This is a genomic window from Novipirellula methanifontis, assembly GCF_052161655.1.
GTDB lineage: Bacteria > Planctomycetota > Planctomycetia > Pirellulales > Pirellulaceae > Novipirellula.
Window position 1 is genome coordinate 8,098,037 of the sequence record NZ_CP197418.1, and the last position, 26,658, is coordinate 8,124,694.

25 protein-coding genes are annotated in these 26,658 nt (G+C 54.5%); 12 read left to right on the top strand and 13 right to left on the bottom strand.

Going from position 1 to position 26,658, the window contains the following annotated elements; genetic code table 11:
• Positions 1-491: 491 nt before the first annotated feature.
• The 5 genes from SH528x_RS28630 to SH528x_RS28650 all read right to left on the bottom strand — a co-directional run bounded on the left by SH528x_RS28630 (position 492) and on the right by SH528x_RS28650 (position 5,388).
• On the bottom strand, positions 492-1,337 hold the full coding sequence (locus tag SH528x_RS28630) for a polyphosphate kinase 2 family protein (RefSeq protein ID WP_442506853.1): 846 nt from the start codon (positions 1,335-1,337) through the stop codon (positions 492-494).
• Between the two features lie 45 nt (positions 1,338-1,382).
• Positions 1,383-2,591, bottom strand: a complete 1,209-nt coding sequence (locus tag SH528x_RS28635; protein ID WP_442506854.1) for a nucleoside monophosphate kinase — start codon at positions 2,589-2,591, stop codon at positions 1,383-1,385.
• A gap of 105 nt (positions 2,592-2,696) precedes the next feature.
• Positions 2,697-3,248, bottom strand: coding sequence for a hypothetical protein (locus SH528x_RS28640; RefSeq protein ID WP_442506855.1), 552 nt, complete (start codon positions 3,246-3,248; stop codon positions 2,697-2,699).
• A 31-nt stretch (positions 3,249-3,279) separates the two neighbouring features.
• Positions 3,280-3,906 carry a hypothetical protein gene (locus SH528x_RS28645; protein ID WP_442506856.1) on the bottom strand — a complete coding sequence of 209 codons (627 nt, stop codon included), beginning with the start codon at positions 3,904-3,906 and terminating at the stop codon, positions 3,280-3,282.
• A 234-nt stretch (positions 3,907-4,140) separates the two neighbouring features.
• Positions 4,141-5,388 (bottom strand): redoxin domain-containing protein, encoded by a 1,248-nt coding sequence (locus SH528x_RS28650; protein ID WP_442506857.1) that lies wholly within the window; start codon positions 5,386-5,388, stop codon positions 4,141-4,143.
• A 508-nt stretch (positions 5,389-5,896) separates the two neighbouring features.
• Between SH528x_RS28650 and SH528x_RS28655 the strand changes: the two genes are divergently transcribed.
• Genes SH528x_RS28655 through SH528x_RS28665 form a run of 3 tightly spaced genes read left to right on the top strand, consistent with a single transcriptional unit; the run spans position 5,897 to position 7,105 of the window.
• Positions 5,897-6,307: an HU family DNA-binding protein gene (locus SH528x_RS28655; RefSeq protein ID WP_442506858.1), complete on the top strand. Its 411-nt coding sequence runs from the start codon at positions 5,897-5,899 to the stop codon at positions 6,305-6,307.
• A gap of 53 nt (positions 6,308-6,360) precedes the next feature.
• On the top strand, positions 6,361-6,579 hold the full coding sequence (locus SH528x_RS28660; protein WP_146596651.1) for a hypothetical protein: 219 nt from the start codon (positions 6,361-6,363) through the stop codon (positions 6,577-6,579).
• Positions 6,580-6,619: 40 nt separating this feature from the next.
• Positions 6,620-7,105: a DUF4430 domain-containing protein gene (locus SH528x_RS28665; RefSeq protein ID WP_442506859.1), complete on the top strand. Its 486-nt coding sequence runs from the start codon at positions 6,620-6,622 to the stop codon at positions 7,103-7,105.
• Between the two features lie 183 nt (positions 7,106-7,288).
• Here the strand turns inward: SH528x_RS28665 and coaD are convergent, their stop codons facing one another.
• On the bottom strand, positions 7,289-7,786 hold the full coding sequence (coaD, locus tag SH528x_RS28670) for a pantetheine-phosphate adenylyltransferase (RefSeq protein WP_442506860.1): 498 nt from the start codon (positions 7,784-7,786) through the stop codon (positions 7,289-7,291).
• A 36-nt stretch (positions 7,787-7,822) separates the two neighbouring features.
• Positions 7,823-8,938, bottom strand: coding sequence for an aminotransferase class V-fold PLP-dependent enzyme (locus SH528x_RS28675; RefSeq protein WP_442506861.1), 1,116 nt, complete (start codon positions 8,936-8,938; stop codon positions 7,823-7,825).
• Positions 8,939-9,237: 299 nt separating this feature from the next.
• Between SH528x_RS28675 and SH528x_RS28680 the strand changes: the two genes are divergently transcribed.
• Positions 9,238-9,441 carry a hypothetical protein gene (locus SH528x_RS28680; RefSeq protein WP_442506862.1) on the top strand — a complete coding sequence of 68 codons (204 nt, stop codon included), beginning with the start codon at positions 9,238-9,240 and terminating at the stop codon, positions 9,439-9,441.
• Between the two features lie 218 nt (positions 9,442-9,659).
• Complete coding sequence (locus SH528x_RS28685; protein ID WP_442506863.1) at positions 9,660-10,493, top strand: glycerophosphodiester phosphodiesterase; 834 nt, start codon at positions 9,660-9,662, stop codon at positions 10,491-10,493.
• 95 nt (positions 10,494-10,588) lie between these two features.
• Here the strand turns inward: SH528x_RS28685 and fmt are convergent, their stop codons facing one another.
• Together fmt and def are read right to left on the bottom strand one after the other, a co-directional pair.
• The gene (gene fmt / locus SH528x_RS28690) at positions 10,589-11,557 is read right to left on the bottom strand and encodes a methionyl-tRNA formyltransferase (protein WP_442506864.1); all 969 of its coding nucleotides are present in this window, start codon (positions 11,555-11,557) and stop codon (positions 10,589-10,591) included.
• Entirely contained in the window at positions 11,550-12,134 is a 585-nt protein-coding gene (def, locus tag SH528x_RS28695) for a peptide deformylase (protein WP_442506865.1), read from the bottom strand. The genes fmt and def overlap by 8 nt, the downstream gene beginning before the upstream one ends.
• Positions 12,135-12,307: 173 nt before the next feature.
• On the opposite strand from def, the gene mch reads away from it, so the two are divergent.
• Genes mch through SH528x_RS28710 form a run of 3 tightly spaced genes read left to right on the top strand, consistent with a single transcriptional unit; the run spans position 12,308 to position 15,971 of the window.
• Complete coding sequence (gene mch, locus SH528x_RS28700) at positions 12,308-13,255, top strand: methenyltetrahydromethanopterin cyclohydrolase (RefSeq protein WP_442506866.1); 948 nt, start codon at positions 12,308-12,310, stop codon at positions 13,253-13,255.
• Positions 13,252-14,283, top strand: coding sequence for a RimK family alpha-L-glutamate ligase (locus tag SH528x_RS28705; RefSeq protein ID WP_442506867.1), 1,032 nt, complete (start codon positions 13,252-13,254; stop codon positions 14,281-14,283). The genes mch and SH528x_RS28705 overlap by 4 nt, the downstream gene beginning before the upstream one ends.
• Positions 14,280-15,971 carry a fatty acid CoA ligase family protein gene (locus tag SH528x_RS28710; RefSeq protein ID WP_442506868.1) on the top strand — a complete coding sequence of 564 codons (1,692 nt, stop codon included), beginning with the start codon at positions 14,280-14,282 and terminating at the stop codon, positions 15,969-15,971. Before SH528x_RS28705 ends, SH528x_RS28710 begins: the two co-directional genes overlap by 4 nt.
• A 229-nt stretch (positions 15,972-16,200) precedes the next feature.
• Here the strand turns inward: SH528x_RS28710 and lysS are convergent, their stop codons facing one another.
• Positions 16,201-17,790 (bottom strand): lysine--tRNA ligase, encoded by a 1,590-nt coding sequence (gene lysS / locus SH528x_RS28715; protein ID WP_442506869.1) that lies wholly within the window; start codon positions 17,788-17,790, stop codon positions 16,201-16,203.
• Positions 17,791-18,002: 212 nt separating this feature from the next.
• On the opposite strand from lysS, the gene SH528x_RS28720 reads away from it, so the two are divergent.
• Together SH528x_RS28720 and SH528x_RS28725 are read left to right on the top strand one after the other, a co-directional pair.
• Positions 18,003-18,488 carry a response regulator gene (locus tag SH528x_RS28720; protein ID WP_442506870.1) on the top strand — a complete coding sequence of 162 codons (486 nt, stop codon included), beginning with the start codon at positions 18,003-18,005 and terminating at the stop codon, positions 18,486-18,488.
• A gap of 155 nt (positions 18,489-18,643) precedes the next feature.
• A complete protein-coding gene (locus SH528x_RS28725; protein WP_442506871.1) occupies positions 18,644-19,384 on the top strand; it encodes a glycosyltransferase family 25 protein in 741 nt (246 codons plus the stop codon).
• 109 nt (positions 19,385-19,493) lie between these two features.
• On the opposite strand, the gene SH528x_RS28730 is transcribed toward SH528x_RS28725, so the two are convergent.
• Entirely contained in the window at positions 19,494-20,843 is a 1,350-nt protein-coding gene (locus SH528x_RS28730) for an anti-sigma factor family protein (RefSeq protein ID WP_442506872.1), read from the bottom strand.
• A 490-nt stretch (positions 20,844-21,333) separates the two neighbouring features.
• On the opposite strand from SH528x_RS28730, the gene SH528x_RS28735 reads away from it, so the two are divergent.
• The gene (locus SH528x_RS28735) at positions 21,334-22,170 is read left to right on the top strand and encodes a class I SAM-dependent methyltransferase (RefSeq protein ID WP_442506873.1); all 837 of its coding nucleotides are present in this window, start codon (positions 21,334-21,336) and stop codon (positions 22,168-22,170) included.
• A gap of 111 nt (positions 22,171-22,281) precedes the next feature.
• Here SH528x_RS28735 and SH528x_RS28740 read toward each other — a convergent pair whose 3' ends face one another.
• Positions 22,282-23,157, bottom strand: coding sequence for a hypothetical protein (locus SH528x_RS28740; protein WP_442506874.1), 876 nt, complete (start codon positions 23,155-23,157; stop codon positions 22,282-22,284).
• 631 nt (positions 23,158-23,788) lie between these two features.
• On the opposite strand from SH528x_RS28740, the gene SH528x_RS28745 reads away from it, so the two are divergent.
• On the top strand, positions 23,789-24,667 hold the full coding sequence (locus SH528x_RS28745) for a hypothetical protein (protein ID WP_442506875.1): 879 nt from the start codon (positions 23,789-23,791) through the stop codon (positions 24,665-24,667).
• Between the two features lie 149 nt (positions 24,668-24,816).
• On the opposite strand, the gene SH528x_RS28750 is transcribed toward SH528x_RS28745, so the two are convergent.
• Positions 24,817-26,616 (bottom strand): aspartate kinase, encoded by a 1,800-nt coding sequence (locus SH528x_RS28750; RefSeq protein WP_442506876.1) that lies wholly within the window; start codon positions 26,614-26,616, stop codon positions 24,817-24,819.
• Positions 26,617-26,658 lie beyond the last annotated feature (42 nt).

Sequence of the window (26,658 nt, forward strand, 5' to 3'; positions counted from 1 at the left end):
TCCCAATCTCATTGGAGAACGAACTAGGTGGGTACGAAAAGAACGGGCAAAGGACGACGAAAAGTTGGACGTAAAAAACGCCGCATGCGAGCAAAGATTCGCCACCGCAAGAAATAATTCTCGCTAATTTTGCTGGAGATAGGTGAAATACGGCACCCACGCGTTGCTCCACACCATCTCACTTCAACCGACGGACGCGCTCGTCCGTCGCTGTGGCTGGCCGAGTCCTCTTGCAGGGCGTTTCTTCGGCCACCAAGCCCCTTAAACAGTTAGGCAGGAGCCTTTCAGTAAATTGGCCGTTTTGGCCCTAGCCACGGTTCCGGTATTCAACCGGGGCTAGCGCCCAAACGGCTAACGGGATGTCATCCAATGATTCCTGCCTGCCTGCTTAGTTGCCCTCATCAAGTTGGCTTTGTAATTCCCCGCTGGCCACCTGATGGAAAAGTGCATTGCACTTCCGCGAATGTCAACGTTCGCCGCACAGGGCAACTTTACGAGTCGCCGTCTAATTTAGCTTCCTCACGTTCATACAGACGACGAATCTCGTCAAAATCAACGTCTACCTTGGGCAATTGCGGGTCCATCTCTTTGAGCGTCTGATAGACGATGGCGGAAACGGCAGCGTTGCGGTACCACTTTTTGTCCGCAGGGATCACAAACCACGGTGCTTTTTTAGAACTGCATTTTTGGAAAACCGCTTCATAGGCTTCGCGATACTGCCCCCATTTCTCTCGCGCCTCGTAGTCGCTGACATTTAGCTTCCAGTGTTTTTCAGGAAGATCCAGTCGCTCTTTGAATCGCTCGAGTTGCTCGCGCGGACTGATGTGCAAATAGAACTTTAAGATGCGGGTTCCTCGCTCGGCGAGCAACGCTTCGAATTGGTTGATCATCTTATAGCGTTTGCTCCAAACACTCTTGGGCACCAAGTCTTCGACACGAACCACCAATACATCTTCGTAGTGAGATCGATTGAAGATCGAAACCTGGCCGGCTCCGGGCGTACATTGATGAATCCGCCATAGAAAGTCATGGGCTCGCTCGATCTCCGTCGGCACCTTAAATGGGAACGTACGAACGCCTTGCGTATTGAGGTGCCCGAGGACTTTGCGGATCAGCCCATCTTTGCCTGCCGCGTCAGGCGCCTGCAACACGATCAACAGTGACTGCTTGCCTTCGACATGCAAGCGATACTGCAACTCGCTCATCTTCTCGATCATCTCGGCGGTGAATTCATACGCTTCATGCTTGTCCTGAAACGGGCCGTCCGGCTCGGTGTCAATCGACTTGAGTTTGACCGATTTCCCAGATTCAACGATGTGCTTTTTGACAAAATCCATGCTGCGTTTTCCTCTGGACAAGCAAGACAAATGAAACGTGGAAGATTAGCCTCGACGAATTTCGGAACCTTTAAAACGGATCGCGATGCGGAAGACCTTTTTCTGGCGACAGTGCACCTCGCCGGTCGTCAAGTCAATTCGCACTGGAACTTCATCCCGCTGCAAATCCACGCTGGCGTGAAAACCTCGCTCCGAGAAGACGTCAATCAGCATTTTTAGTGCGATAGGGCTCTCCAAAATGGCGTTTTCGGTGTTGATGCTACAGTAACCCGAAATCGCATGCCGAATCACAATGGGCATCATCTTAGATTCAATTAGCTCGATCACCTGATGAAACAATTCGGTTTGCTGCATCTCGTAGGCATCGAGACGAATGACCAAATCACGCCGCGCATGGCTGATGATATCGCTGGCCACCGGGATGTGGTTCAACGCGTGAAAGGTTCGCGGATCGAGTTCGAGCGAACTTTGGTATTCCAACTCACGCAAGATGTTATCTTGCACCACACTCAGCGGCGCCTGAGCATTGATGAAGTGAAAGTGGAAAATCTGCTTCAGTGAAACCAACGCGTCATAGGTTTGCTCTTTGAACACCCGGTAGCGATTGCGAGCGAGATCGACACTGAAATCGGTAGGCCGCTCTTCCCACAGCGTACCAATCCCGGTGCGTTTGACCTCTTCGTTGTGCGAGATGACCTGGCGACCGCGATGCAGTTGTCGCTCGATGCTCTCGGATTCTTCGACAAACAGCACCATGATATGAAACTGCGGCTGTTTGAAGTGAACCAAATGGGGCGTATCGGCGAACTCTCGCCGCATTGCCTTCATTTCGTCATACAGCATCTTCAAACATTCGACTTGAACCTTGGTCCGCGGATAACCGTCCAAGATCGCCCCGGTTCGATGCTCGGGTTTCAACAGCTCGCGAAACAAGATGCCAACGACCTCACGATCGCCCACCATGCCGCCGCGTGACTTGATGGCTTCCGCCTCAGGACTGCTGAGCAACTGACTGACGACGATTGGTTTGGACGAGATGTCGCGAACTTCACGAATAAAGTCCGAGTTGGTTCCTTTGCCCGCTCCGGGGGCTCCGCCGAGCAGGATCAGCTCGCGAGGGAAATGCAGGTTCTCGCGGCCATATTCGGCTTCGAGCCGCTTCCATACCGAGTTAAAAATTAACTGGGCATCTTTGACTTCCAAGTCAGCGGGCTTGATCTTTGAGTCGAGTTTTTCTGGCAAGGAAGAGCTCACGTTTGGATTCAATGTTCAGGGCGTAGTTGAGGACGATTGTCCTAGGATAACCAGTTTAGCAAAACGGTCACCGGCCCTCAGCACTGAATCGCTATTGCGCCAGAATCAGCGACGATAGATCGATTCGGCGTTGATCTGGATCATATTGATCGGCTCTTGGTATTCGGCGACCCCTTTGACCACGACCGAATCCCCCTTCTTAACCCCCAGCATCGCTTGCGCGTCCTGGGCGATCAATTCACCCGACTGATCCACAAAACGCACGACCACCTTGGGGGCATTCTTCAATTTCCGCTTACAAAACGGACAGTTATTGGCATGATCTGGATCTCCCGCAGCATGGGCGGCGTCTGGCAATTCGGACAGAACAAAGGTCGCTTTGCCCTTTTCAAACGGATCCAAATCACCGGCGTCGATTTTTCCAGCAAGCACGACTTCGCTGGCGGCGACCGGACTGGCCGCTGCATCCTCCACGTCGTCTTGGGTGGTCACCGAATTCTTAAACTCCGTCGGCGTGATCGCCCCCTCTGGTTCGCTACTTACCAGATAAGGAGACGAGATCACGTCGCCCGTGGACGACGTTTTTTCCCCGCAGCCAACCATCGCCAGCATGAGGATCGCCGAAACAAAAGCGGTGACATTAGAAGTGAAAGTCATCGATCGAACCCAAGTTTGAATCGTTACTGAACTATTTCTTTGCAGCATCCACAAAGTCCACCAAGACTTTGACCGAAGCGTCGACCGATTCAGCAACGTCGCTGTATTCTTTTCCGGCCTTGCTCTGCTCGTCATGCACACGTGCATCCACCTCACCGAACAAATCAAACAATGACTCGATCGCTTCGGCTGCTTGTTTCTTCTGGTCGCTTGAGAGCGACGAATTGTTGACAAGCGTTTCAATGTGCTCAAGCAGATGTCCAACTTCGTGCAGCGGCCCGTCAGCTTGCTCGACATTTCCGGCGGCAAAACCGTCTCGAATCTCATCGCGCATCTCGACCAGCAATTTCACGCTATCCGCATAATTTTCTGGCATCTCGGCTTCGTCAAGATGAACCAAAGCATCGGCATCAAGTCCTGCCTTGCTCGCGTCGATCATCTTGGCGTCCCCATGGTCGTGATCATGCCCATGCCCATCGTCGTCATGATCATGCCCATGCCCATCTTCATCGTGCCCATCTTCATCATGGTCGTCATGCGATTGTGGCTCGACCACCGCCGTCGCCGGCTCGTTCGTTGTGGGCTTGTTGCATCCCGATACAAACGCAAAGTAACCAACGGCCACTACTGCGACAGTAAATTTGGCAAAGTGTCTCATCGAAGTTCCTTTAAGGGATGTCATAAGTTTGAGGAGTGGTTATTCAAAGAATCCCGCGTTGAGGGATAATCAATATCCCATCAATGCGGGCCATATAACGACAGGGAATGCGCTGATAGTCAATACGCTAGGCACGGTTAATACGATCGCCATGCCCAATTTGTTCAATCGCGTTGAACGTTCCCAACGCGGCGAACACACGCTGCCCCGAGTATTTTCGCCAACGATTCGCGGCTACTTTTCGTCGCTTTCGTTGACTTTCTCTGATTCATCTTCAACAACATCTTCTGCGGTCAATTCATCAAGATAACGCTGCAGACGTTCTTTGTGGCTCTCATCGGCTAGTTCGATCGCTTCGGTCTGGGTCACAATTGCAGCCTTCTTATCACCGAGAGCCATTTGCAAATGAGAGATTGTATCCATTACAAACGGTTTCGATTCTCCAGCCATGGGCAATATCGCCTGGGTCTTTGCCAACGCAGTGCGGACCGTTTCGTTATTTGTAATTTTTCCCGCATTGGCATAGCGAGCGATGGTCCAGGCCAGTCGATTGACAGCTTCGTGGTCTAACGATTCATCCTCGAGCAATTGCGTCACAAAAACTTTCAGTTCATCCGCTCGCGACTCATCGCCAGCGAGCACTTGCATTTTCACCATCTGCATTTGTGAAACGCGTGATGCAAGCTTGCCATTGGCGATGTAATCGTCCAAGACCTTTAGCGCCTCGTCGGTTTTGTTGCTACGCATTGCTTTGACAAATTCTTGGAAGATGATGTCGGCACGTTGATCTTCTTTGAATTCTTCGGCAAACGCTTCGCGGTCCCACTCGTCGTTGACTACTTTGGCTAATGGCTCATCCATCGACATTGGGTGACCAATCCATTCGACTAGACCGCTTTTTCCGACTAGAAACGCACAGGGAATCCCGTTCTGGCTGGCCGCTTCCATATACGATTTCGAAGTCGAGCGATCGGGATCGGTGGTCAAACAATAGCTGCGGGTCAAATCGTCAAAGGTTTGCGGTGAATCGTCGCTATCCTTGGCTCCTGGCACCTCGCGCTGAAGAAACTTTTCAATCGTCGCCATCGGTTCGCTGCTAACGCTGATGATCTGCAGCCCGCGGTCGGCGTATTCCTTTTGCAGCGAGACGACATGAGGCATTGCGGCGATACAGGGGCCACACCATGTCGCCCAAAACTCAACCACATAAACTTTGTTCTTTTCAAACTTGGTGACCGGATCGAAAGCACCGTTGCCATCGTGAATCCAATGCTCAATATCCAATTCGGGTGCCACCGAACCAATCGTCAAAGGCTCAACGGCTTCCTCTTCCTCGGCTGCGTCGGCTTCGTTCTGCTGTTCGCTGTCTTTTGCATCGGTTTTGTCCGCCACCTCATTCGCAGACTGAGCAAACGAGACGGGCGAAGTGGCAAGCGGGAACGCCAGGCAAATCACAAGGCTCAAAAGAGTGAATCGTTTCATGGATGTTTCGCGTCACTTGAGAATGGGATGGTGGAAGTTTCGAAAACCGATGTCGTCTCAAAATTATAGCGGCCCACGTCGAGCGAAACAGCGATCCGATTCACCGACTCGACGCCACCTACTTTTGCACGCCGAGTGTTTTGATAGCGGAGCGGTGCCAGCCGCCCGGCCAATTTCGAACGTTTTACTCACTGCTGCCGGACGGCTCGCGCCGTGCCGCTATCAAAGAAGCAGACTTCGCGAATGTCCAGTTCCGCGACTTATTCCACGACGAAGAACCTTTCTGGTCCTTTTATGCGGATTATGCCGTTTGGTTCAAGAATAGCGGTTCAGGGGACCGATGATGCTTGTGGGACAAACTGTGAACTGAATCCTTTACTGAGAATCACGCCCGAGTATCTTGACGGGGTGCCAATCAGGACTTAGACTCCAAAAGCGTTTAAGTTGAAACTAGCAAAGGGTTTAGAGCGATTTCCGCAATGGGGATCGTGATCTCAGGGAGTCACGTGTGACCAAGAAAGATATCGTGCGAACGATCTCGGAAGAGGTAGGACTGACTCAACAGCAGACGAAGGAAATTGTACAAAAGACCTTTGACGCCATCGTTGATTGCTTGGTACGAGAGCGAAGGATTGAGCTTCGAAACTTCGGTGTTTTTGAAGTCAAACCCCGAGCTGCTCGCAAAGCCCGCAATCCTCGTACAGGCCAACAGGTCGAAGTTCCTAGCAAGCACGTCGTGACGTTCAAGCCAGGAAAGTACATGGAAACGAAAGTCCGAGATCTGGATGAGGAAGCTTTACCGAAGCCGGAAACCGCGAAAGCGGATGATCCTGCACCCAACGAAGTTCCTCTAAATCACACCGACCAACATCCCGCCAGCAAACCAGATGCCCCAAGCGGCAGATGGGGCGAAGGTTAACTCAAAAAAACGCACACGAAATCTGACTTAGACCGTTCATGGAGGAACGTTCGATGCGACGAATCTTGCAACTCACCGTGCTGGCTGTAGTGTTGACCACCACGGTCGGCTGCTTTGTGCCGATCTACTCCGCTCGGCCAGAACGCCGCGTACAACAATTACTGTACACCTCCGAAGACTTGCGTTCGCTCGTCGATGAATGGGAACGATTCTGGTTCCTTGATTCGCCTAGCCATATGACGCCAATTCGGACACATGGCGGGATTATGTAATCCCTTTTGCTTGATCCATCACGCGGCTATCATCGCGTGTATGAATAACATCAGCAAATTGCAATCGACATCGTCGCCACGCTTCCATGCCTCACTGCTACTGATCGCGATCTTCGCGATCGGTCTGTTGGCGTTGATGCCGGGTTGTCGACAATCCGCTCCTGACACGCTCGACGTAGCCGCTGGAAATAATCCAGATCAAGTTGCGAATTCGGTCGATGGCGAAACGATTGATGTCACGGTGGTGATTCAAGCAAATGATTCGTCACGTGAATTCAAGCGAACGGATATCCAAAGCGGAGCGACGGTCGAAGAAGTGATGCGAACCATCGACGAGATCCCTGTCACGATCACCGGATCGGGCGTCACGGCGTTCGTCAGTGAAATCGACGGAGTCTCGACCACTTCCACAGAAGGCTGGAAGTATAAGATCGATGGAGTGCACGCCGAGCAAGGCATCGGAAGCACCGAACTTGACTCGCCTGCAACAATCACCTGGGCCTTTGGTTCCTACGAAGGCGAGTGACCTCGCAGTGACAGAATCAGGGACGAGTGGGAATTAACGGCCGTGTATTAGAGCGTAGGGCCGTTTCCTACCGGCCGACTCCATCGAGCTACTAAGGACGGCCGGCAGGAACCGGCCTTACTCGAAACGGGACACTTATTGTCCGTTTGTTCCTTAGCGAAACGGCAAGCCAAGTGAATGCCCTTACGACCGCAGCTTGCTTCGCAAACCGGGAATAATCTCACGCGGAACAAATTTGGCCAACTGCTCGTCGTCATCACTGAGCGAGGCAATCTGTTTCAGCAATGAACTGCTGATGTGAGCAAACCGCTCATCTGCCATCAGAAACACAGTTTCGATACCTGGATCCAACTGGTGATTCGCCATCATCATCGTGAATTCGCCTGCGGTATCAGTCAGCGGGCGGATCCCACGAACCATGATGTTGGCATCGACGCTGCGAACAAAATCGACCGCCAACCCGCTAAAAACTTCGACACAGACGTTGGGAAAGTTCTCGGTAACGTTTTCGAGCAACGCGACCCGCTCTTGCGGTTCGAAGAGGGGCTTCTTATCGGAATTGACCCCAATCCCGATGATCAACTTGTCGAACAACCGCGATGCCCGCTCGATCACATGCAGGTGGCCTAGCGTGACCGGGTCAAACGATCCCGTGTAAACGGCGGTATGGGGTTGAGGCATCGGTACCGAATTCCGTGGTTTTAGATTCGTTGATTTTCAGCAAAAGGAACGCACCACTGCGACCAAACGCTGAAGATCCTCTTCGTTATTGTAGGCATGAATACTTGCGCGAACCCCGCTTCCACGGCAACTCAGCACCACGTCCTGCTCTAACCCGCGGCTACGGATCGCTGCAGGCTCGACTCCGTCAACAGAAAAATTGACGATGCCGCTTCGATTTTCAGGGTCGGTGGCAAGCGAGGTTTGAACACCAAGATCGTGAAGCAATTCGTCGAGCCGGGTAGCCAAGCTGACCACACGATCACCGATCGCTTGGTCACCGTGACTGTGTCGCACTGCCAAAAACATTTCCAAACTTGCCGACAAACCGCTCAGACCAACCATGTTTGCGGAACCGGCTTCGAACCGAGCCGCCTCATCTCGCAATTCAAGCTTGGGCTCATTGTAATTGTACGAGTTCTTGACGCTGCCCCAGCCGACATTGCCGACACGAATTTTCGGCAAATGTTCCGAGCGAATCATGGCGATTCCGGCCCCCTCGGGGCCCAGCAACCACTTGTGTCCGTCAGCAGCGAGAAAATCGACAGGCACTTTTTCCAGATCCAAGGGGAACATCCCCAATCCCTGAATCGCATCCAGGAATACCAAAATACCGCGTTGGTGAGCCTGAGCGACCAAGTCGGCGATATCCAAGCGGAACCCGCTGGCGTAGCCGACCCAGCTGACGGCAATCATCCGCGTCGATTCATCGGCGGCTTCAAGCAGATCGCTGATTCGGACCTCTCCCTCATGGCGAGGCACAATCCGCACATCGACTCCGCGTGACTGCTGGTTCAACCAAGGAAATAGGTTGCTGGGAAATTCGCCATCGGGAATCACGACACTATCGCCGGCCTGCCACGGCCAGCCCTCGGCAACAATGTTGATTCCGGTAGACGTGTTGGGGACTAAACAGATTTCGCGAGGGGAACAATGGAGCAATTCCGCCGCATCTCGCCTCAATTTTTCGTTCCGAGCAGCCCATGTCGGCCACATGGTATCGCCAAGCCGAGTGGCTTGATCCAGGAAATTTGACATGGTGTCATTGGCGTTTTGACTCAGTGGTCCCACCGCCGCGTGGTCAAAATAAGCATATTTTTTGGCGACTGGCATCTGACTTCGCCACCACGCCCAAGGGTCGTTTCGGATAGCATCGAGCCACGCGGAGGGGACTGAATCTTGAGAATCCGACCCAATGACTGAATTTCTTCCATTACTTCCTGTGTTTTTTGTCGCCATAGCCCCTATCCTCGGATTAACCTGCAAAGACGTTTTTTGATTTCAGAAACGTTAATTTAGCTAGCAGGCACAGGTCTGGGGAACATGGCGAAGAGCAACTATACTCTGAGTCATCCCCAAAAGCCCCCGTTCATCCCATCACGCTGCTCCATGCTCCACACACGAGGTTATTGATGCCGAAGGCGCTCTGTTTGATCAGCCTTGTGGCATCGATCCTGATTCTAGTTCTGTTTCTAGCAGATGCCGTGATGGGGCTAATAGGCATGCACGAAGTCGCTCCAATGCGATCGGCTAGCCTATTGATGGACATTACGTTCGTCATCGTTGGCGGTGTGATGATCTATCTCAGCTGGACGACGTATCGCGAACAGCGGTAAACAAGCCCCCAGCGGTATGAGGGTTCCGATCCAATTGGAATGGGGGGGTCTGCATTGATGCTCGATGACAGCCTGGAAAGTGCTCGATGACAGGCTGGAAGCCTATCCCACAAATGGTTGCCGAACCTTCACAAAACGTTCACGGCAATCCACTAAGATAGCGATGTCCAAAGACGTTCTATCCCCGCCTCTCTCCCTCCGCTCAGAGTCCAACTGCTATGCGTTCACGCTTGCTACCCTTGCTCGTTTTGGTTGCTTCCTTTTCTCTGCCTCAACTGGCGTTCTCTCAGATGATTGTCGCCCACCGCGGCGCGTCGCATGACGCTCCTGAAAATACCTTGTCTGCGTTCCGGCTCGCTTGGGATCAAAACGCGGATGGGATCGAGGGAGATTTCTATCTGACGGCCGATTCCAAAATCGTTTGCATTCACGACAAAGACACCAAGCGAACGGCAGGAGCCAAAATGTCAGTTGAAGGATCGACGCTCGCCGAACTCCGCAAACTTGATGCGGGCAAGTGGAAAGCTGCGAAGTGGGCCAACGAGCCCATCCCGACCTTTGCCGAAGTCCTTAGGACGGTGCCCGAGAACCGCACCTTTGTGATCGAACTTAAAAGCGACGAGAAAATTGTTCCCTTCCTGAAAGCGGAACTCGATCAATTGGATCACTCGAAAATCAAACTTCTGATCATCTGCTTTAATGACAAAGTGATCGCTGACTGCAAGCGTTTGCTTCCCAACGTGAAATCACATTGGTTGACGAGTTTCAAACAGAACAAGACCACTGGCGTGTGGACTCCCACCGCAGACCAGATCGCAAAGACGGTCAAACAATCGGGTGCCAGCGGCGTGGGAATGCAAGGAAACATGCACGTGATCGACGCGGCATTCGTTGACGGGATGAAGCAGGGTGGTTGTGATGAATTCCACGTCTGGACCGTCGATTCGCCCACCGACGCCAACTTCTTTTCCAAGCTGGGTGCGTTTGGGATCACCACCAATCGCCCCGCGTTCATCCGCGAAGCACTCGAAACCAAAACGGCAGCAAATTAGCAGGACAGTTAAGACGCGGACTGCGACGAAACTCTTCGCGAGTTTCGCTACGTTCTTATTTCGCGACATTCTTGATTCGCTAGGTTTTCGTTTCGCTACGCTAGATTCTGGGGTTGATGGCCGCGGAGGAATTCTTCGGCCGCCATCTCGCGTTTTCCAGCGGGTTGTAAACGGACGATTTGCACCCAATCGTCTTGCGAAGCGACCTTGAAACGGCCTTCGTCATCCACTTCGACCGTGCCCGGCGAAACGCCAGCTGGCACCGAATCGAGCCGCTGAACTTGTTTAACGGCGACACGAATCGGTTCGTCTTTCCCGACGACGGGGACGAAACAATACGCGATCGGCCAAGGCTGCATCCCGCGGACATGGCAATCAATCATCCGAGCGGGTTGGTCCCAATTGATTTCCGCTTCCGCTTTGGATAGCCGAGCAGCGCGGGTGACCTTCGTTTTGTCTTGGACCGTGCCGATCTCGCTGGCTCGATCCCACTGCGTCAACAATTCGATCGATTCAAGTGTGGCCTCGACGCCGATCTTCGAGAGCCGATCTTCGAGCTCGCCCGCCGTTTCGTCGTCCGCGATCGGCGTCTGGCGAGTGGCAAGGATCGGGCCTCCATCGAGTCGCGGTGTCATGTGAATCACCGAAACTCCGGTAACCGCATCGCCGCTGAGCAGTGACCGCTGGACCGGCGCGGCACCACGATAGGCGGGCAACAGCGATCCATGCAAGTTGATGCCTCCGAGCGGAGTCGTTGCCAGCGCCGCGGGCTTTAAGATTTGTCCATAATCGCAAACAACCAACAGGTCGGCCGCGACGGCATTTAACCGCTCGACTGCCGAATCGTCATTGATGCTGTCGGGATCGAACAGCGGCAAATCGTTTTCGCTTGCCCATTGCCGGACGGGCGATGGAGGGGCACCTTTGCGACTTTTCACTGGCGGTTGCGGACGGGTGACCACCAAGGCGATCTCGTGACCTGCGGCCCGCAACGATTCGAAAGACGGGACGGCAAACGGGCCTGTCCCCATCGCAATGATTCGCAGCTTTTCCGAATTAGGCATATCGCTCTCTCCATTGGTCCAAACGAGCCAGCAAATCGGCATCCGAAGGGATCCCGCCAGCAGACTGCTTGGATCGAAAATCGGTCTCGAGCTCATCCAACGGGCCGGCGAACTCACTGCGTCCTTCGTCGTTCATCCGATCAAAAAACAGCACGCCGTCGAGGTGATCGTTTTCATGTTGCAAGACGCGAGCGAGAAACCCGTCGACATTGCGTTCGATGGCGTTGCCGTTGATGTCATACGCACTCAAACGGATCGCCTTGGGACGCTTCACTTGGCCGTAGATCCCCGGCAAACTGAGACACCCTTCTTGTTCGGATTCGTTGCCACGCGGCATCTGCAGTTCCGGATTGATCAGGACCAACTCCTCGCCTTCGCCTTTGACGCCCGACGCATTGACGACAAACATCCGTAGCGGCAGGTCGACTTGGTTCGCGGCCAAACCAACCCCCTGAGCCGCATACATCAGCTCGAGCATTTCGTTGGCAAGGTCTTTTAACGCCTGGTCCACGCGTCGAATAGGAGAACTTTTGACACGCAACGTGGGGTGCGGGTAGGGGATAATGCTGAGAGACATGAGCTGATTAGGGGGTGGACGCGAAGGAAGACAGTGCCTTTGAAATTTCTCGCTGATTGGTAGTAGCACAAAGGAAAGCATGATCGAAAAAGCCGTCTTTGGGCAGGGGACTTTGCAAATCCAGCCCCAAACGCCGACTAGACAAATCGGATCGATTGGGCGACCATTTGCCCATGCTAAACCACCGAACGAACGAATTATTCACGCGTCTTGCCGCGGACGCATCGTCGCTGCAGTGCTTGGTTTCGGAGATTGGCGGAGCCTCGGTCCTGGACGCTGGCATCCACACTCGCGGTTCGCTTCGCGCCGGAATCAACCTCGCTCGATTGTGTATGGCGGACCAGGCTGAGATTCTGATCGCCCCCTGCGACGCAAGCCTGCTGGGCAGCAACAACGCCGTCTTTGTTTGTACCGATGAACCTCTGAAAGCTTGCTTGGCGGCACAATATGCTGGTTGGCCTGTGCAAACGGACAACTATTTCGCGATGGGCAGCGGTCCCATGCGAGCCGCGCGAGGCCGCGAAGAAACGCTGCTGGAATTGAACCTGGTCGAATCTGCCGACGCCGTGGTCGGAGTCCTTGAATCCGACAAATTGCCCGATGCCGACGTGATCGCGATGATTGCTGGTCAGTGCAACGTCGCCGCGAACCAAGTCCGTTTGGCGATCGCGCCGAGTACCTCGATCGCAGGCAGTGTTCAGGTCGTCGCGAGAGCGATCGAAACGGCGATGCACAAACTGCATGAACTCAAATTTGACGTCACCAAAATTGTCTCGGCCACCGGCCACGCTCCGCTACCGCCACCGGCAAAACCAGGCGACATGGTCGCGGGAATCGGGCGGACCAACGACGCCGTACTCTATGGAGCCACCGTTTCGTTGTGGGTCGATTGTGATGATGACGCGGTCGAAGCCGTCGCAGCCAAGGTGCCCAGCAGCACGTCGGCCGACTACGGACAACCGTTTGCCAAAACGTTCAAACAATACGACTATGACTTTTATAAAGTCGACCCGATGTTGTTCAGCCCCGCCGTGGTGACGATTCATAACCTGCACAGCGGTCGAACTTGGAATCATGGCAAGATCGCCACCGAAGTGCTTCGTCAATCGTTTCTATCATGAGCGGCAAGCGATTTCTCGTGCTGGGGTGTGGCCAAGGTTGGCATGCGAACCAATTGCGAAACGCCGCCGACAAACTCGGCTGCGAGCTTCATGGCTGTGACTATGAATCGCTGTTTGCCTCGATCCAATCGAACTCGATCCATCTGACATCCCCTCCCGATCGCAATGCTGTCGATCGTGACGCTGTTGATCTTGGCGCGGACGGTTTCACGGACGTTGCGATCTCAATCGATCAGTTTGATGCCGTATTGGCCAGAACGATGCCGGCAGGATCGCTGGAAAAGATCACCTTTCGGCTTTCCATCCTGCATGCTTTGGCGGGCGACACGATCGCCAACGACCGCCGCATCGCGGTAATCAATTCGCCACGAGGACTGGAGATCGCGATCGACAAATTTGCCACGCTCGCTCATGTTCGCCGACTTGGCTATCTCGTTCCCGAAACGATCGTGGTGCAATCGCGGAACGAAGCGATGGCCGCGTTCAAGCAGCTCGGCGGCGATTGTGTGGTCAAGCCTCTGTTTGGCGGCGAAGGACGCGGAGTGATGCGAATCCAAGATCCGCAATTGGCTTGGTACACATTTTCGACACTCGATCAACTTGATGCCGTGTTTTATGTGCAAGCGTTTGTTCAACCCGGTGGACGTGACACTCGGCTACTGGTGATTGGCGATCATGTAATCGCCGCCCGCCGTGAAAATCCTAGCGATTTCCGCACGAACCATTCTCATGGGGCAACGACGACGCAAATCCAACCCAGTACCCAACAAATCACAATGGCCAAACAGATCACTTCGACAATGGGGTTAACGTTCGCCTCGGTCGACGTGATTGATTGTGACGATGGCACGCCACGAGTGCTGGAAGTGAACGCCGTTCCCGGATGGCAGGGATTGCAACAAGTGTGTAGCGAGAACATCGCCACGCTAGTCATGCAAACACTGATCGATGCGTCTAAGCCCGCCCCGACTGAAGCTACGATGAATATTACCCCACCGACGCCTGCTCCTCACGAGGCCACGTCATGACCAGCCAAGTCAAAGATGGCAATGTCGCCGCCCGCTTGCGAATTATCCGTAGTTTATCACCGGGTGGAATTGCGATTGCAGAGCCTAGCGGTCCCCCGCGGTCCGACGGCATGCGTGAATACGATCTGACGACTTTCGAGAATCTTGACCAACGCAGCGACGAGATTGCTCGCGGACTGATCGCTTGGGGCGTCAAACCAGGCATGCGGCTAGCGATGCTGGTCCCATTCGGCGGCCAGTTTATCGAGCTTGTCTTTGCGTTATTAAAAGCGGGCGTGGTCACGATCCTGATCGATCCCGGCATCGGCCGCAAACATTTGGTAAATTGCCTGAGCGAATCTCAGCCCGATGGCTTTGTCGGAATCCCTAAAGCCCAGGCGATTCGCAGCGTGCTGCGGAGCCGATTTCCGCAAGCCAAATGGAATGTCACGGTCGGCAAACGTTGGCTGTGGGGCGGGCAAACATTGGCTCAGATTGCCAAGCGAGGCCAAAATGCGTCCGAAAACATCCTGCCAACGGTGGAGCGCTCCGATGCTGCGGCGATCATCTTTACCACCGGCAGCACCGGGCCGCCCAAAGGGGTGCTGTACACCCACGGCACCTTTCATGCACAGATCGACCGGATTCGTGAACGGTACGACATTCACCGCGGTTCGCGTGACCTAGCATGCTTTCCGCTGTTCGGGCTATTCGATGCGGTGATGGGCGTGACCACGATCATTCCCGACATGGATCCCACGCGGCCAGCCGACGTCAATACGCAACGTTTGATCGAAGCCGCCAATCAATGGGAAGTCGACCAAGCGTTTGGCTCGCCAGCCCTTTGGAATACCGTCGTCCGTTGGTGCGAAGCCAACAACGTCCAGCAACCGTTTCCGACGCTTCGGCGTGTGTTGTCGGCCGGGGCACCGGTCCCTGCCGCGACGCTGGCCAAGCTTCGCGGTTTGCTTGACCCCGAAGTCAATATCGTCACGCCCTATGGAGCGACCGAAGCGCTTCCGATCGCCTCGATCGAATCACGCGAAGTGATTGCTGAAACCGGTCCTGCCGCCGCCAAAGGTAAAGGCGTTTGCGTTGGCACACGCTTTGAAGGGGTCCAGTGGCGTGTGATCAAGATCAATGACGGACCGATGAAACAAATCGATGAAACCGAGGAAATGCCGCAAGGCAAGATCGGCGAACTGATGGTTTCGGGGCCGATGGTGACCACTCAGTACGTGGTCCGATCGGACCAGAATGTGATGCACAAAATCCAAGACGGCGACCGCGTCTGGCATCGCATGGGAGACGTCGGCTATCTAGACACGCGAGATCGATTTTGGTTCTGTGGACGCAAAACCCACCGCATCGAAGCGGGTAATCGAACCCTGTTCACGATTCCCTGCGAAGCAATCTTTAACTCGCATCCCCGGGTTTATCGTTCGGCACTCATCGCACGCGGCGAACGTCCCGACCAAACGCCAGTGGTGATGATCGAGACGATTGATTGTCGGCAAAACAACGGTAAACCGATCGCGGACGCGGACGTCCTGCGAAAGGAACTACTCGAATTAGCCGCTCGCAATCCAATCACACGTCGGATCGAAGAGATCATCATTCGCAGCACACCGCTGCCGGTCGATATCCGGCATAACAGTAAGATTTTTCGCGAACGGTTGGCCGAGGAATTGCGAGCCGAATCACGCTGATCGGGTTCGCAATGGTAGGCCGGAACGTAGCGGAGCGAAGTTCCGGCACGGTGGCGGCAACGAACGTAAAGTCACCTTCGGTCGCCGGATCTGCGCCGCTCGTCGCGACTTGATCCGGCCTACAAAACGACATCGCCATCGCATCTCAACCATGACGCTCGCCAACGGCTTGGAAAGCCGAGCGACAATGGTAAGCCGTAGCGATAGCGGAGTTCCGGCATGGTGGCGACTATTCGTTCGCTTCGGGACGAAGCACTGGGAACAGGATCACGTCACGAATCGAGCGCTGCCCGGTCAACAACATCACCAAACGGTCGATGCCGATTCCGAGCCCGCCGGCGGGTGGCATTGCATAACGCAGTGCACGCACGAAATCGTGATCCATCTTCGCCATCGAATCCTCTTCCTGTTGTCCTTGCAATTGAGTCTCGAACAACTCTTGTTGCAAATCAGGATCGTTTAGCTCGGTGTAAGCATTTGCGATTTCCATCCCCAACACGAACAATTCAAATCGCTCGGCGATCTCGGGATTGTCCCGTTTACGTTTCGTGAGCGGACAAATGCTGGCCGGATAATCGATCACAAAGATCGGACCTTCAAGCGAATCTTCGACCTTTTCTTCAAAGATTTCGTTGCGAATCACGTCGGGGTGCTTGTTCGCGGTTTCCAACTTTAACTTCTTGGCGTACGCCATCACGCCTTCGTCGTCGGTGGGATCGATGCCGGTCGCTTTCTGGAACAGGTCGGCATAAGTCGCACGCTGGAACGGCGGCGTAAAGTCGACCATCTTGCCATCGAATTCACGCTTAAAGTCGCCTCCGGTGGCTTGGATTGCATCGGCAATAATTTGCTCGGTCAAATCCATCATCGACTCGTAGTCACCGTACGCTTGGTACAGCTCAAGCATCGTGAACTCAGGATTGTGACGAGGGCTGAGTCCTTCGTTGCGATACACTCGCCCAAGCTCGTAGACACGTTCCATGCCGCCGACCATCAAACGCTTCAAGTGCAATTCGAGCGCGATCCGCATGTACAATTTCATGTCCAACGCATTGTGATGCGTCATGAATGGACGTGCCGCTGCACCCCCAGGAATCGTGTGCAGCGTCGGGCCTTCGACTTCACAGAATCCATCGTCGTCGAGCGTTTGCCGAATCGACTTGACGATTCGCGTGCGATTCAAAAATGTCTCGATCACGCCATCGTTAAACGCGAGGTCGGCGTAACGCATCCGCTGACGTAGATCGGGGTTGGTCAAACCGGCATGCTTTTCCGGTGCCGGTTCGAGCATCTTGGTTAAGAAGAACAGTTTCTCAGCGAACACGGTCAACTCACCCGTGTTGGTTCGCCCGAGTCGTCCTTCGGCACCCACCAGGTCGCCCAGGTCAAAGAGTTTGGCAAGGTCGAAATCCTCTTCGCCAACTTGGTTCTTGCCGATGAAAATTTGAATGTTGCCGGACCAGTCCTTCAAATTCAAAAAGATCAACTTTCCGGTGGGCCGAGCCAGCATGATGCGGCCGGCGACTCGCACCTTTGGGCCCACTTCTTCGCCAGGACCGTTGTCGGTCTTCCATTGACGGTAATCGACATCCCCCGCGTCGAAATCTGGCAGATCGAGTGTCTTGCCGTCCTTGGTCACAAATTTGACGTCGCCGGCAAGTTCACGGCACTGGGAAATCAATTTTCGATCGTCAAATCGACTGCCGTACGGATCGATGCCTCGCTCGACGAGCTGATTCAATTTGTTTCGGCGAGCCACACGAGGGTCGGTGGCATCTTCGCCAGAAGCATTCGGTGCGGGATCGGGTGTTTGATTCATCAGTGGTTCAAAGTGGACAGGACAGGAAGGGACGGAATATTAGGGGATCTGATATTTGCTTTTTAAAAAGAATCGACAGTCATCGACTTGGCGAGAATTGTCGGTACGAATCGAGTTTTACGCAACCACGATAGCGATCTTGATTCGCAACTACCGATCTCGCTATTGCTAGGGCAAGACAATCCACGAGCTTTCCACCCAAGAGTGCACCTATGCACGGACACGAATTTCGCCACGACGTTCCCGTAAACGAGCCAAAAAAGCAGGCATCCATCGTTGTGGTGGACCCCAGCCCGCTGTCGTTGATCGCCACCGCGGGGGTGATGCACTCGCGTGGCTACGGCTGTATCTGTGCCCGCAACGCCGATTCGGCGATTGAGGCCTTGAAAATGGGCCCTCAGGATCTGCTGCTCTGGGACGTCGCGGATGATGCCGCTGCCGTGCTCGAATCGATGGAAAGCATACGGCAAATCCCAGGCTACGAAACGTTGTCGGTGGTGCTGATTGCCGAAAGCCGCTGGGCAGGACTGGAGAAGAAAGCCGAAGCAATGAAAGTCCCGACGCGTTGCCTATTTAAACCGATTGACCCAAATGCTTTGCTAGCTGTCGTGGATCACCTGCTTTGGATGCCGTCGCTGATCTCAGCTCATCGCAAACGCGGTACAAAACCAAGCCGTCTGGGATGGATCACGCTGTAGAGTCCAAGTAAATCTGTAGAGCCCAAGTAAAGTCAGCCCCAAAGCGAATATTCCGGGCTAGCGATCCGCAGCTTCATTCTGCTATCAGCGAGTGTGCATTTGGCCCCCCGGGCATTTCCACAGTGACTTTCAGCTTCCTTTTCGCGAGAACAAACATGTTGGCACGTGCATTCGTCATCAGTCTGGAACGAGCCACGACTCGGTTTGACCACGCAAAATCGCTGCTGAGTCAATTGCCGATGGACGCCGAAATTCTGCCTGCGGTCGATGGCAGCGAGATGAGCGATGCTGACGTAGCTGCGTGTTACCAGCGCCACGTCCATCAGCCCAGCTATCCGTTTGCACTGCGTCGAGGCGAAATCGGCTGCTTTTTGAGCCACCGCAACGCTTGGCAGAAAATTCTCGACAGCGAATTAGACGCGGCGCTGATCCTCGAAGACGACGTGCTGGTCGACAGTGATCGTTTTCGCGAAGCCATCGATTTTGTTCGCGCTCACGCTCCGAAAGACTCCTACGTCCAGCTTCCCGTGCGAAGTGTCCCCCGAGATGTGATCGCTTTGTCGACTCGCGGAGCTCACCGGATCCTATTGCCAACGATCACGCCGCTGCGCACGTCGGGCCAATGGGTTACCCGAATGGCTGCTAAAAAGCTGTTGCGAGCAACCGAGACGTTTGACCGCCCGGTCGACACCACCCTACAAATGCACTGGATCACGGGCGTCCGCCTGTTGACGCTCGACCCATCGGGAATTCGCGATCTGACCGCGGAACTTGGTGGCAGCACGATCGGCGTAGGAAAGAAGCGGAGTTTTTCGCTTGAAAAAGTCTCGCGAGAATTCAATCGTGCGATGTACCGAGCCAAGATCGCCCGTTTGTCCAGCAAAGCGTGTGCGTAGGACCGCCGGAACAATTACTGGCGTAGCAGAACTCGTGCGTGAGTTTCGACCTATTCAGCGATGTACGAAAGTCTTGACGACTTCCGCTACGTTGGGCCCTGCCAGATCATTAGCGGACGATGACTAACACGCGTCCGATAATGTCGGATGACGTGGAAGCCGAGCCACTTTCGTTGACGCTGCCCGCAACCGCCATGTTCGCGGTCGCCGAGTTGAGCCGAACGTAGGGTCGATCACTCAAGTGACTCGCCAACGCGTTGGTTCCATTGGCTCCCGCATCCAGTTGCCACGATGTTGAATGCGTTACCGTGGTGGGATCGACGTCGCGAAGCGATTGGATCATCGCCACCAAGGGTGGATCGTTGGCAATGGTCATGCTGACTGATTCGATGCCCTGCTCATCCGCGATCAACCGCAAGATGAATTGATCCAGCTGTTTCGCAGGTGCTTCCAAGTACAGCACACTGGCGGAACTTGCGTTTTCATTATCCGACTTGTTTTCGTTCGCAAAACGCACGACGTTCTCGTCGACCGCTTTACGACTGGCCGTATCAATTCCAGCCAACTCCATCGCCGATTCCACCGAGCGAGTGTTACGACCGTCCATCGTGCGGCGAACATCGAGCACCAACATCGCCTTGATCGCTACCACATCGGCAGCCGCAGGCTTGGTGTCGTTGCGTTTGACCGCTGCGTTGGGACCCACTGCTTTTGCAATAGGTGAAACGGCGGCGATCTTCATCCCCGTGTCTTGATTACCCGTGTCTTGATTACCCGTGTCTTGGTTACTCGGATCCTGGTCGACTTTTTCGATTCCCACACCGTCAGGCCCTGGGGTTGCGATCGCTGACGGAACATTCGCCGATGCCACAGCATCCGAATTAGCCACGATATCTTTTTTGTTTCCGCCAGACGCATCCACAATCATCGCTGCGCCAGGATCGGCGGCCGCCGAGTTTGGATTCGATGCAGTCTCTGGGGTCGCGGTTGGGGTCAAATCCTCTGCGGTCGCAATCTTGTCGACTTCAGGGTTAATCAACGCCACTGGATCCACATCGACACCAGGTCGGGTCGCAAAAAATGCAATCGCAAGGGAGGCCGCAATCGCCGCAAGAGGTGCCACGATTCGCCAAACCGAGGTGCGTTCACGTGTGACCATCGGGCTGGGTTGTTCCGACAACCGCATCACTGGATGATCGTCACTCAAACCTTCGGCGCGGCCGCGAGCTACCGTCGCCTCGATGACTGATTGGGCAAAATTTGCAGGCAGCTTGACGTTGCGATCTTCGTCGCGGATCTGTTGCAACGATTGCCGAAGTTGTTTTAATTGCTCAAGTTCACTCACGACGCTAGCATCATCGCGCAGCATCTGATCGACACGCGTGCGTTCGTCAGCACTTAGCGCGTCATCCATGTACGCGCTGAGCAGTGAATCGAGGATATCTTTGGGTACAGACATAGTTCTTTGACCGTAAGTCTTTGCGGGCGTTGAAAACCGTCCTGGCTTTCCATATACGATCCGATGCTCGATGAGCAAGCAAAGTTCCCTGTTTGGCAACAGAAACCTACCAGAATCACTGCTACGGTGTACATAAACGAAGTAAATTTCGTATTTTTAATGGCAAAACCGTTGGGTACGTATGCCATCGAAGTGCGTTCCGGATTTTCGCTGATCCCATGACGTCAATCGATCACGGGCTGCCAACACAACCACAACACCCCACGAATGAGCCGAACAAGCCCCTCCCTTCAATCACAGCAGCTCATCACACACCAATCTAGGGGACAGTGAGGAAGCGGGACACGATCCAGTCATCGTGCGGAACTTTGATTCGCGTTTTCCCCACAGACATCGGCATATTCTCGATCGATGCACCCTATTTTCCGTGACAGTTCTCCACCACGCTCCCTGCTTCAGTTTTACCTAATTACCACCCAAACGCTGCGAAATGAACAACGACGAGATCCTGCGAACCAATCGCCAGGTCTATGACACGATGGCCGACGCGAAAAATCCGCTGTGCCAGCCGGCCAAAGACAGCGAACTGGCCGATCCGTTGGGAACACTCGATCCGCTGGGGTGGCTCGGAAAATCGATCAAGGGATTGCGGGTGCTCTGTTTGGCAGCGGGGGGCGGGCGACAAAGTTCGCTGTATGCAGCCGCAGGAGCGGATGTCACCGTGGTCGATCTGAGCCGTGCGATGCTTGAATTGGATCGACAAGTCGCCGCCGCGCGGAGCCTATCCTTGCGAATCCTGGAAACGTCGATGGAGGATCTGTCGATGCTGAAGGCGGCGGAATTCGATATCGTCGCCCAACCAGTCAGCACCTGTTATGTCCGCAACATTGGAGTCGTGTTCGATCAAGTCGCACGCGTACTGCGGCCCGGTGGCATCTACGTCAGCCAGCACAAAAATCCGGTTTCGCTACAAACGAGTCCCGATTCTGCTGCAGACGGATCGTATCCAATCCAGCACACCTATTACCGTGACACCCCCGTTCCGCCACCCAAAAACAGTTCGGCAACGGCAAATCGATTACGCGAAAGCGGAGCGGTTGAGTTCCTGCACCGCTGGGAACAAATCGTTGGCGGGATGTGTCGCGCAGGATTTTCGATCGAAGATCTGGTCGAACCCGTTCACGCGAAACGCGATGCGGCGACCGGCACCTTCGCACACCGTGCCCAATTCATCGCCCCGTACGTTCGTATCAAGGCGCGTCGTCAAGCATCCGGTGGCCAAGTCGCGTCAGCCGATGGCGGTAGCAAACTCTGGATTCCTGATTAATTAAGAGTTCTAACGCCAGGACCGAGCGTGCGGCGTGTTGTCCGAGCATAAAAAAACGCGAGACGAAATCGTCTCGCGTTGTCGTTTTGTTATCCGAAGGAACTCGGCCGCTTAGCTCGGGTCATCCGCCAGCGAGGCGTCGGCGTCACTTTGTTTGGCATACTCATCCGAGGTGCTGACGATCCGATCGATCTCTTGCACGACCAGCATCGCAGTCTTCAATTCCAACGGTGAAAACCAGCGAATCGTTCCGGTGTACCTGCTTTCGACGCGATTTTTCTGAGCCAACTCGGGCCAAGACATTTTGTCCATCAAGTGCCATGCAGCTGCTTGAGCAGTGTTTTGAGTGACCAATCCATTGCCGAGTGCCTCACAGACAAGACGAACATTCGGGCTGTCGGTGAACTGTTCGATGGGAACAATTTTGTAAGCCATTTTGGGGTTGGGATCGGGCTTGCCGTGTTCGAGACAGACAGTCACGACTGAAAGCTTTTTGACACGTTCGGGAGCGATGCGTTGGAAGCCGCCCATGCCGCCCATGCCGCCGCCACCCATGCCACCGCCACCCATGCCGCCGCCACCCATGCCGCCGCCACCCATGCCACCGCCCATACTTTGGCCGCCGCCACCGCCGCCGCCCATGCCACCGCCGCCCATGCCGCCGCCGCCCATGCCACCCATACCACCGCCGCCCATGCCGCCACCAAATTGGGCAAGCACGGGAACGCCAGCAAATGCGGCAGGCAACTTGAGGTTCATCGGTTTGTCAGTCAAGTTTTTGACTAACACGTTTGCCTTGGTCGCGTTGATGGGAATGAACTTGACATCAATCTGTCCTGCATCCATCGCGGCAAACATTTCTGCGGTGATCGTGTCATCCGCCGCCGGGGCATCGTCCGCACGCAACGAAGGACCACCCAAAACGAACAACATCAGCACGCAGGTTGGCAGAGCCAGAACGTTCCGGCAGTGAGAATTTTTGGTCACGCTTAGGTTCCTATTCATCGATTCGCCTCATTGAAAATGAGGTTTAGACAGAGTGTGTTGTCGACGGGGTATGTCGGGACAAGAAGCATGCTGTTCAAGAAATCTAGACGCATCGAGTGCGTCGCAATTAAAGCCAAACTCGAATTAAGCAGCAGTTACGAACGAGTTTTTGCTAAACAGACGTGTGTTATGATAGTCGCTTTGCCGCAGGATACCAAACGAAAATCCGCTAAGGGCGAGCGAGAATCGCCCCGAACAAGCCAAATAACTCGTACAACGAGACTTGAACCGAACAATCCTCGCATTCGGAAGTTTTTAGCGGTGAAAGTGGCGTAGTTACTTCAAATGGGTTGGCATTTTTGATGTGGCAATTAGGATGCGAATTGTTCGCTAGCTCGAAACGGAACAATTTGCAGCCTCTATCTACGGACTCGATCGAATAAATTCGAGTCAAGAAACGGCTCCAGCACCCACCCCCCTCTGCTAGAGGAAACACTGTTTCTCAGCGGCATCGCTGGATGCGTGAACGTGATCCAGCAGGTTTAAATTACTACCTGAATTTCCACTCACGATTCGTTTTCACCTACGATTCACACCCTAAGCTTTCACTTCAACGAGGATCCTGTAACCGATGAAACGTAAGACAACTCTGCGTTCGATGCTATTTGCCGCGACAGCCTTTGGCATGTTAGTGGCTCCGATTCAGCATGGTATCGCCCAAGACAAAGCTGCCGAAAAAGCAGTAGAAGCCACCGAAGCCGTTGCCGAGCAGGACAAGCCCGAGGCTGATAAGCCTAAGGCCGACAAGCCAAAAGCGGATAAGAAAAAGAATGACGCCGCTGCGAAAAAAGCTGCAGCGAAGAAAGAAGCCGATGCAAAGGCAGCCGCTGAAAAAGAAGCTGCGGCAAAAAAAGACGCCGAGATGAAAGCCGCTGCGAAACAGGCTGAAAAGAAAGCGGCTGCGGAAAAAGCGGCTGCAGAGAAAAAGGCTGCTGCCGACAAGAAAGCCGCTGCTGAAAAGAAGGCTGCTGCAGAGAAAAAAGCGGCTGCGGAAAAGGATGCGGCAATGAAAGCAGCTGCGGCAAAGGCTGCTGCGAAGATCGAAGCTGAAAAGGCTGCTGCTGCCGCCGCTGCGGCTGCTGCAACCCCAATCGCAACTCCCGCTCCGGCTCCTGTTGCGGAAGCCGCACCTGCACCGCAACCCATGGTCGAAGAAGCGGCTCCACCCGCTCCTGAAGCAATCGCAGCTCCTCACGTCGAAGCTGCTCCTCACATCGAAGCAGCTCCGATGGTCTACGATGCGGCACCAGCACCTTGCTGTGGCGAAGTGATAGTGGACGGTGGCTACATCGAAAACAGCGCCCCTGTCGTCGAGTCGTTTGGATGCTGCGAGCCAGCTCCTGTCTGCTGCGAGCCCGCTCCAGTTTGCTGTGAGCCAGCTCCTGTTTGCTGCCCACCCGCTCGTAAGCACTGCGGATTGCTACACCACGTGTTCAGCATCTTCAACTAAGCGTTAGACCGAAGCGAATAAAACATAAAGCGGCCTGCGATGAGATTCATCGCAGGCCGCTTTTTTTGTTGGATCAAACGCCAGCTTGATCGTGGCGATTGCTAGATCGTGGCTTGGGCATCATCCGCTCTCTTCAGCGGAAGTCGACGTTAAACCGCTCCCGATTCCAGTGACGCTGCGAATGCGTTCTTAAGCCGATCCGTCGCCGCCTCGGCCTTCTCCGTTGCAACGACCGCGTTGACCTGCAATTCACTCGTTCCAATCATCTCGATGTTGATGCCAAGATCGGCGAGTTGCTTGAACAGAATCGTACCCACGTGCGTGTGGCTGCGAAGCCCAATACCGCTGACAGTGATCTTGGAAATATCAGTACCGCTTTGAAAATCACGCATCCCGTGTTTTTTGCAAATCTCTTTGGCTACCGCCAAACTACGGTCGATCGAATCGTCGTTGATGGTAAAGCTGACACTTGTCGAGCCATCTTCGCCGTCATAACCCTGTACGATCATATCGACAAAGATCTCGGCTTTGCCGATCGTTTCAAACATATCCGCGGCGATGCCCGGTCTGTCCGGAACACCGTGCAGCGTCACACGTGCCTGCGATTTGGTCAACGAAATTCCCGTCAGCGTCAATGCCTCCAGCGCGTCCGCTTGCAATCGACTAATCAACGAATCGACATCGGCACGATTGCCTCGTTCGGAGCGGATTTGGTGCCATGATTTCGCGTCGTCGGGTTTCTGATGTAGCGAGAAGGCGTGATGCACGGCGCGGAGGGCCGCAGCGGCCTGCGAACGAGGAACGAGCGTCGAGATTTTGATCTCACTGGTGGTGATCATTTGAATGTTAACACCGGCATCCGCCAACGCGCGGAACATCGTTGATGCCACGTTGGTTTGCTTGGCCATGTTCACACCAACCACCGAGACCTTCGAGACTTGGTCGTCGAAAGTGACCGCATCCGCTCCGACTTCCGGCAGCACGCCTTCGAGCGTTTTGAGGGTAGTTTGCAGGTCTTCTTGGCGAACGGTAAACGAGATATCCGCCCGGCCATTGAGCCCCACGTTTTGCACCACCATATCGACGGCAATCTTTTTAGCCGCGATCGCCGAGAACACTTGCAAACTTTTACCAGGCACATCGGGCACACCAAGCACCGTCACGCGAGCTTCGCTAGGGGTCATTGCGGCGCCACAAACCGAAGCGGTTTGCGATTCCGTTTCAGCCACAATCATCGTCCCTTCGGCGTCCGAAAAACTGCTGCGAACGTGGATCGGGACGTTGAATTTCTTGGCAAATTCGATGCTGCGGTTGTGCATCACACCAGCCCCAAGGCTGGCCAATTCGAGCATTTCGTCGTAGCTGATCACTTCGACCCGGCGAGCTTCGGGCAACAACCGCGGGTCGGTCGTATAAACACCGTCAACGTCGGTATAGATTTCACAGGCGTCCGCGCCGAGCACCGAGGCCAGTGCGACGGCGGTCGTATCGCTGCCGCCACGCCCCAGCGTCGTGATATTCAAATCATCGTCGATGCCTTGGAAACCGGCGGCAACCACGATGTTTCCTGCGTCCAACAAGCGTTCGATCCGCTCGGTCGAAATCGATTGGATCCGTGCCTTGCTAAAGCTGTCGTCGGTCTTCATGCCGATCTGACCGCCCGTCAAACTGACCGCCTTGGCACCAAGCGCATCGATCGCCATTGCGACCAAGGCCACACTGACTTGTTCGCCGGTGCTGACCAGCATGTCCATTTCGCGAGCGGGCGGATTGGGGCTGACGTCGCCGGCAAGTTTCAACAACACATCGGTATTCTTGCCCATCGCGCTGACGACCATCACGACGCGATTGCCTTGTTGTTGGGCGCGAATGGCCTTACGTGCCGCCGCGCGGATCTTTTCGACATCAGCGACGCTGGTACCGCCAAACTTTTGAACGATCAGTGACATGGGAAGAAGCGTGAAGTTAAGAGGGGACGAAGTGGAAAATGA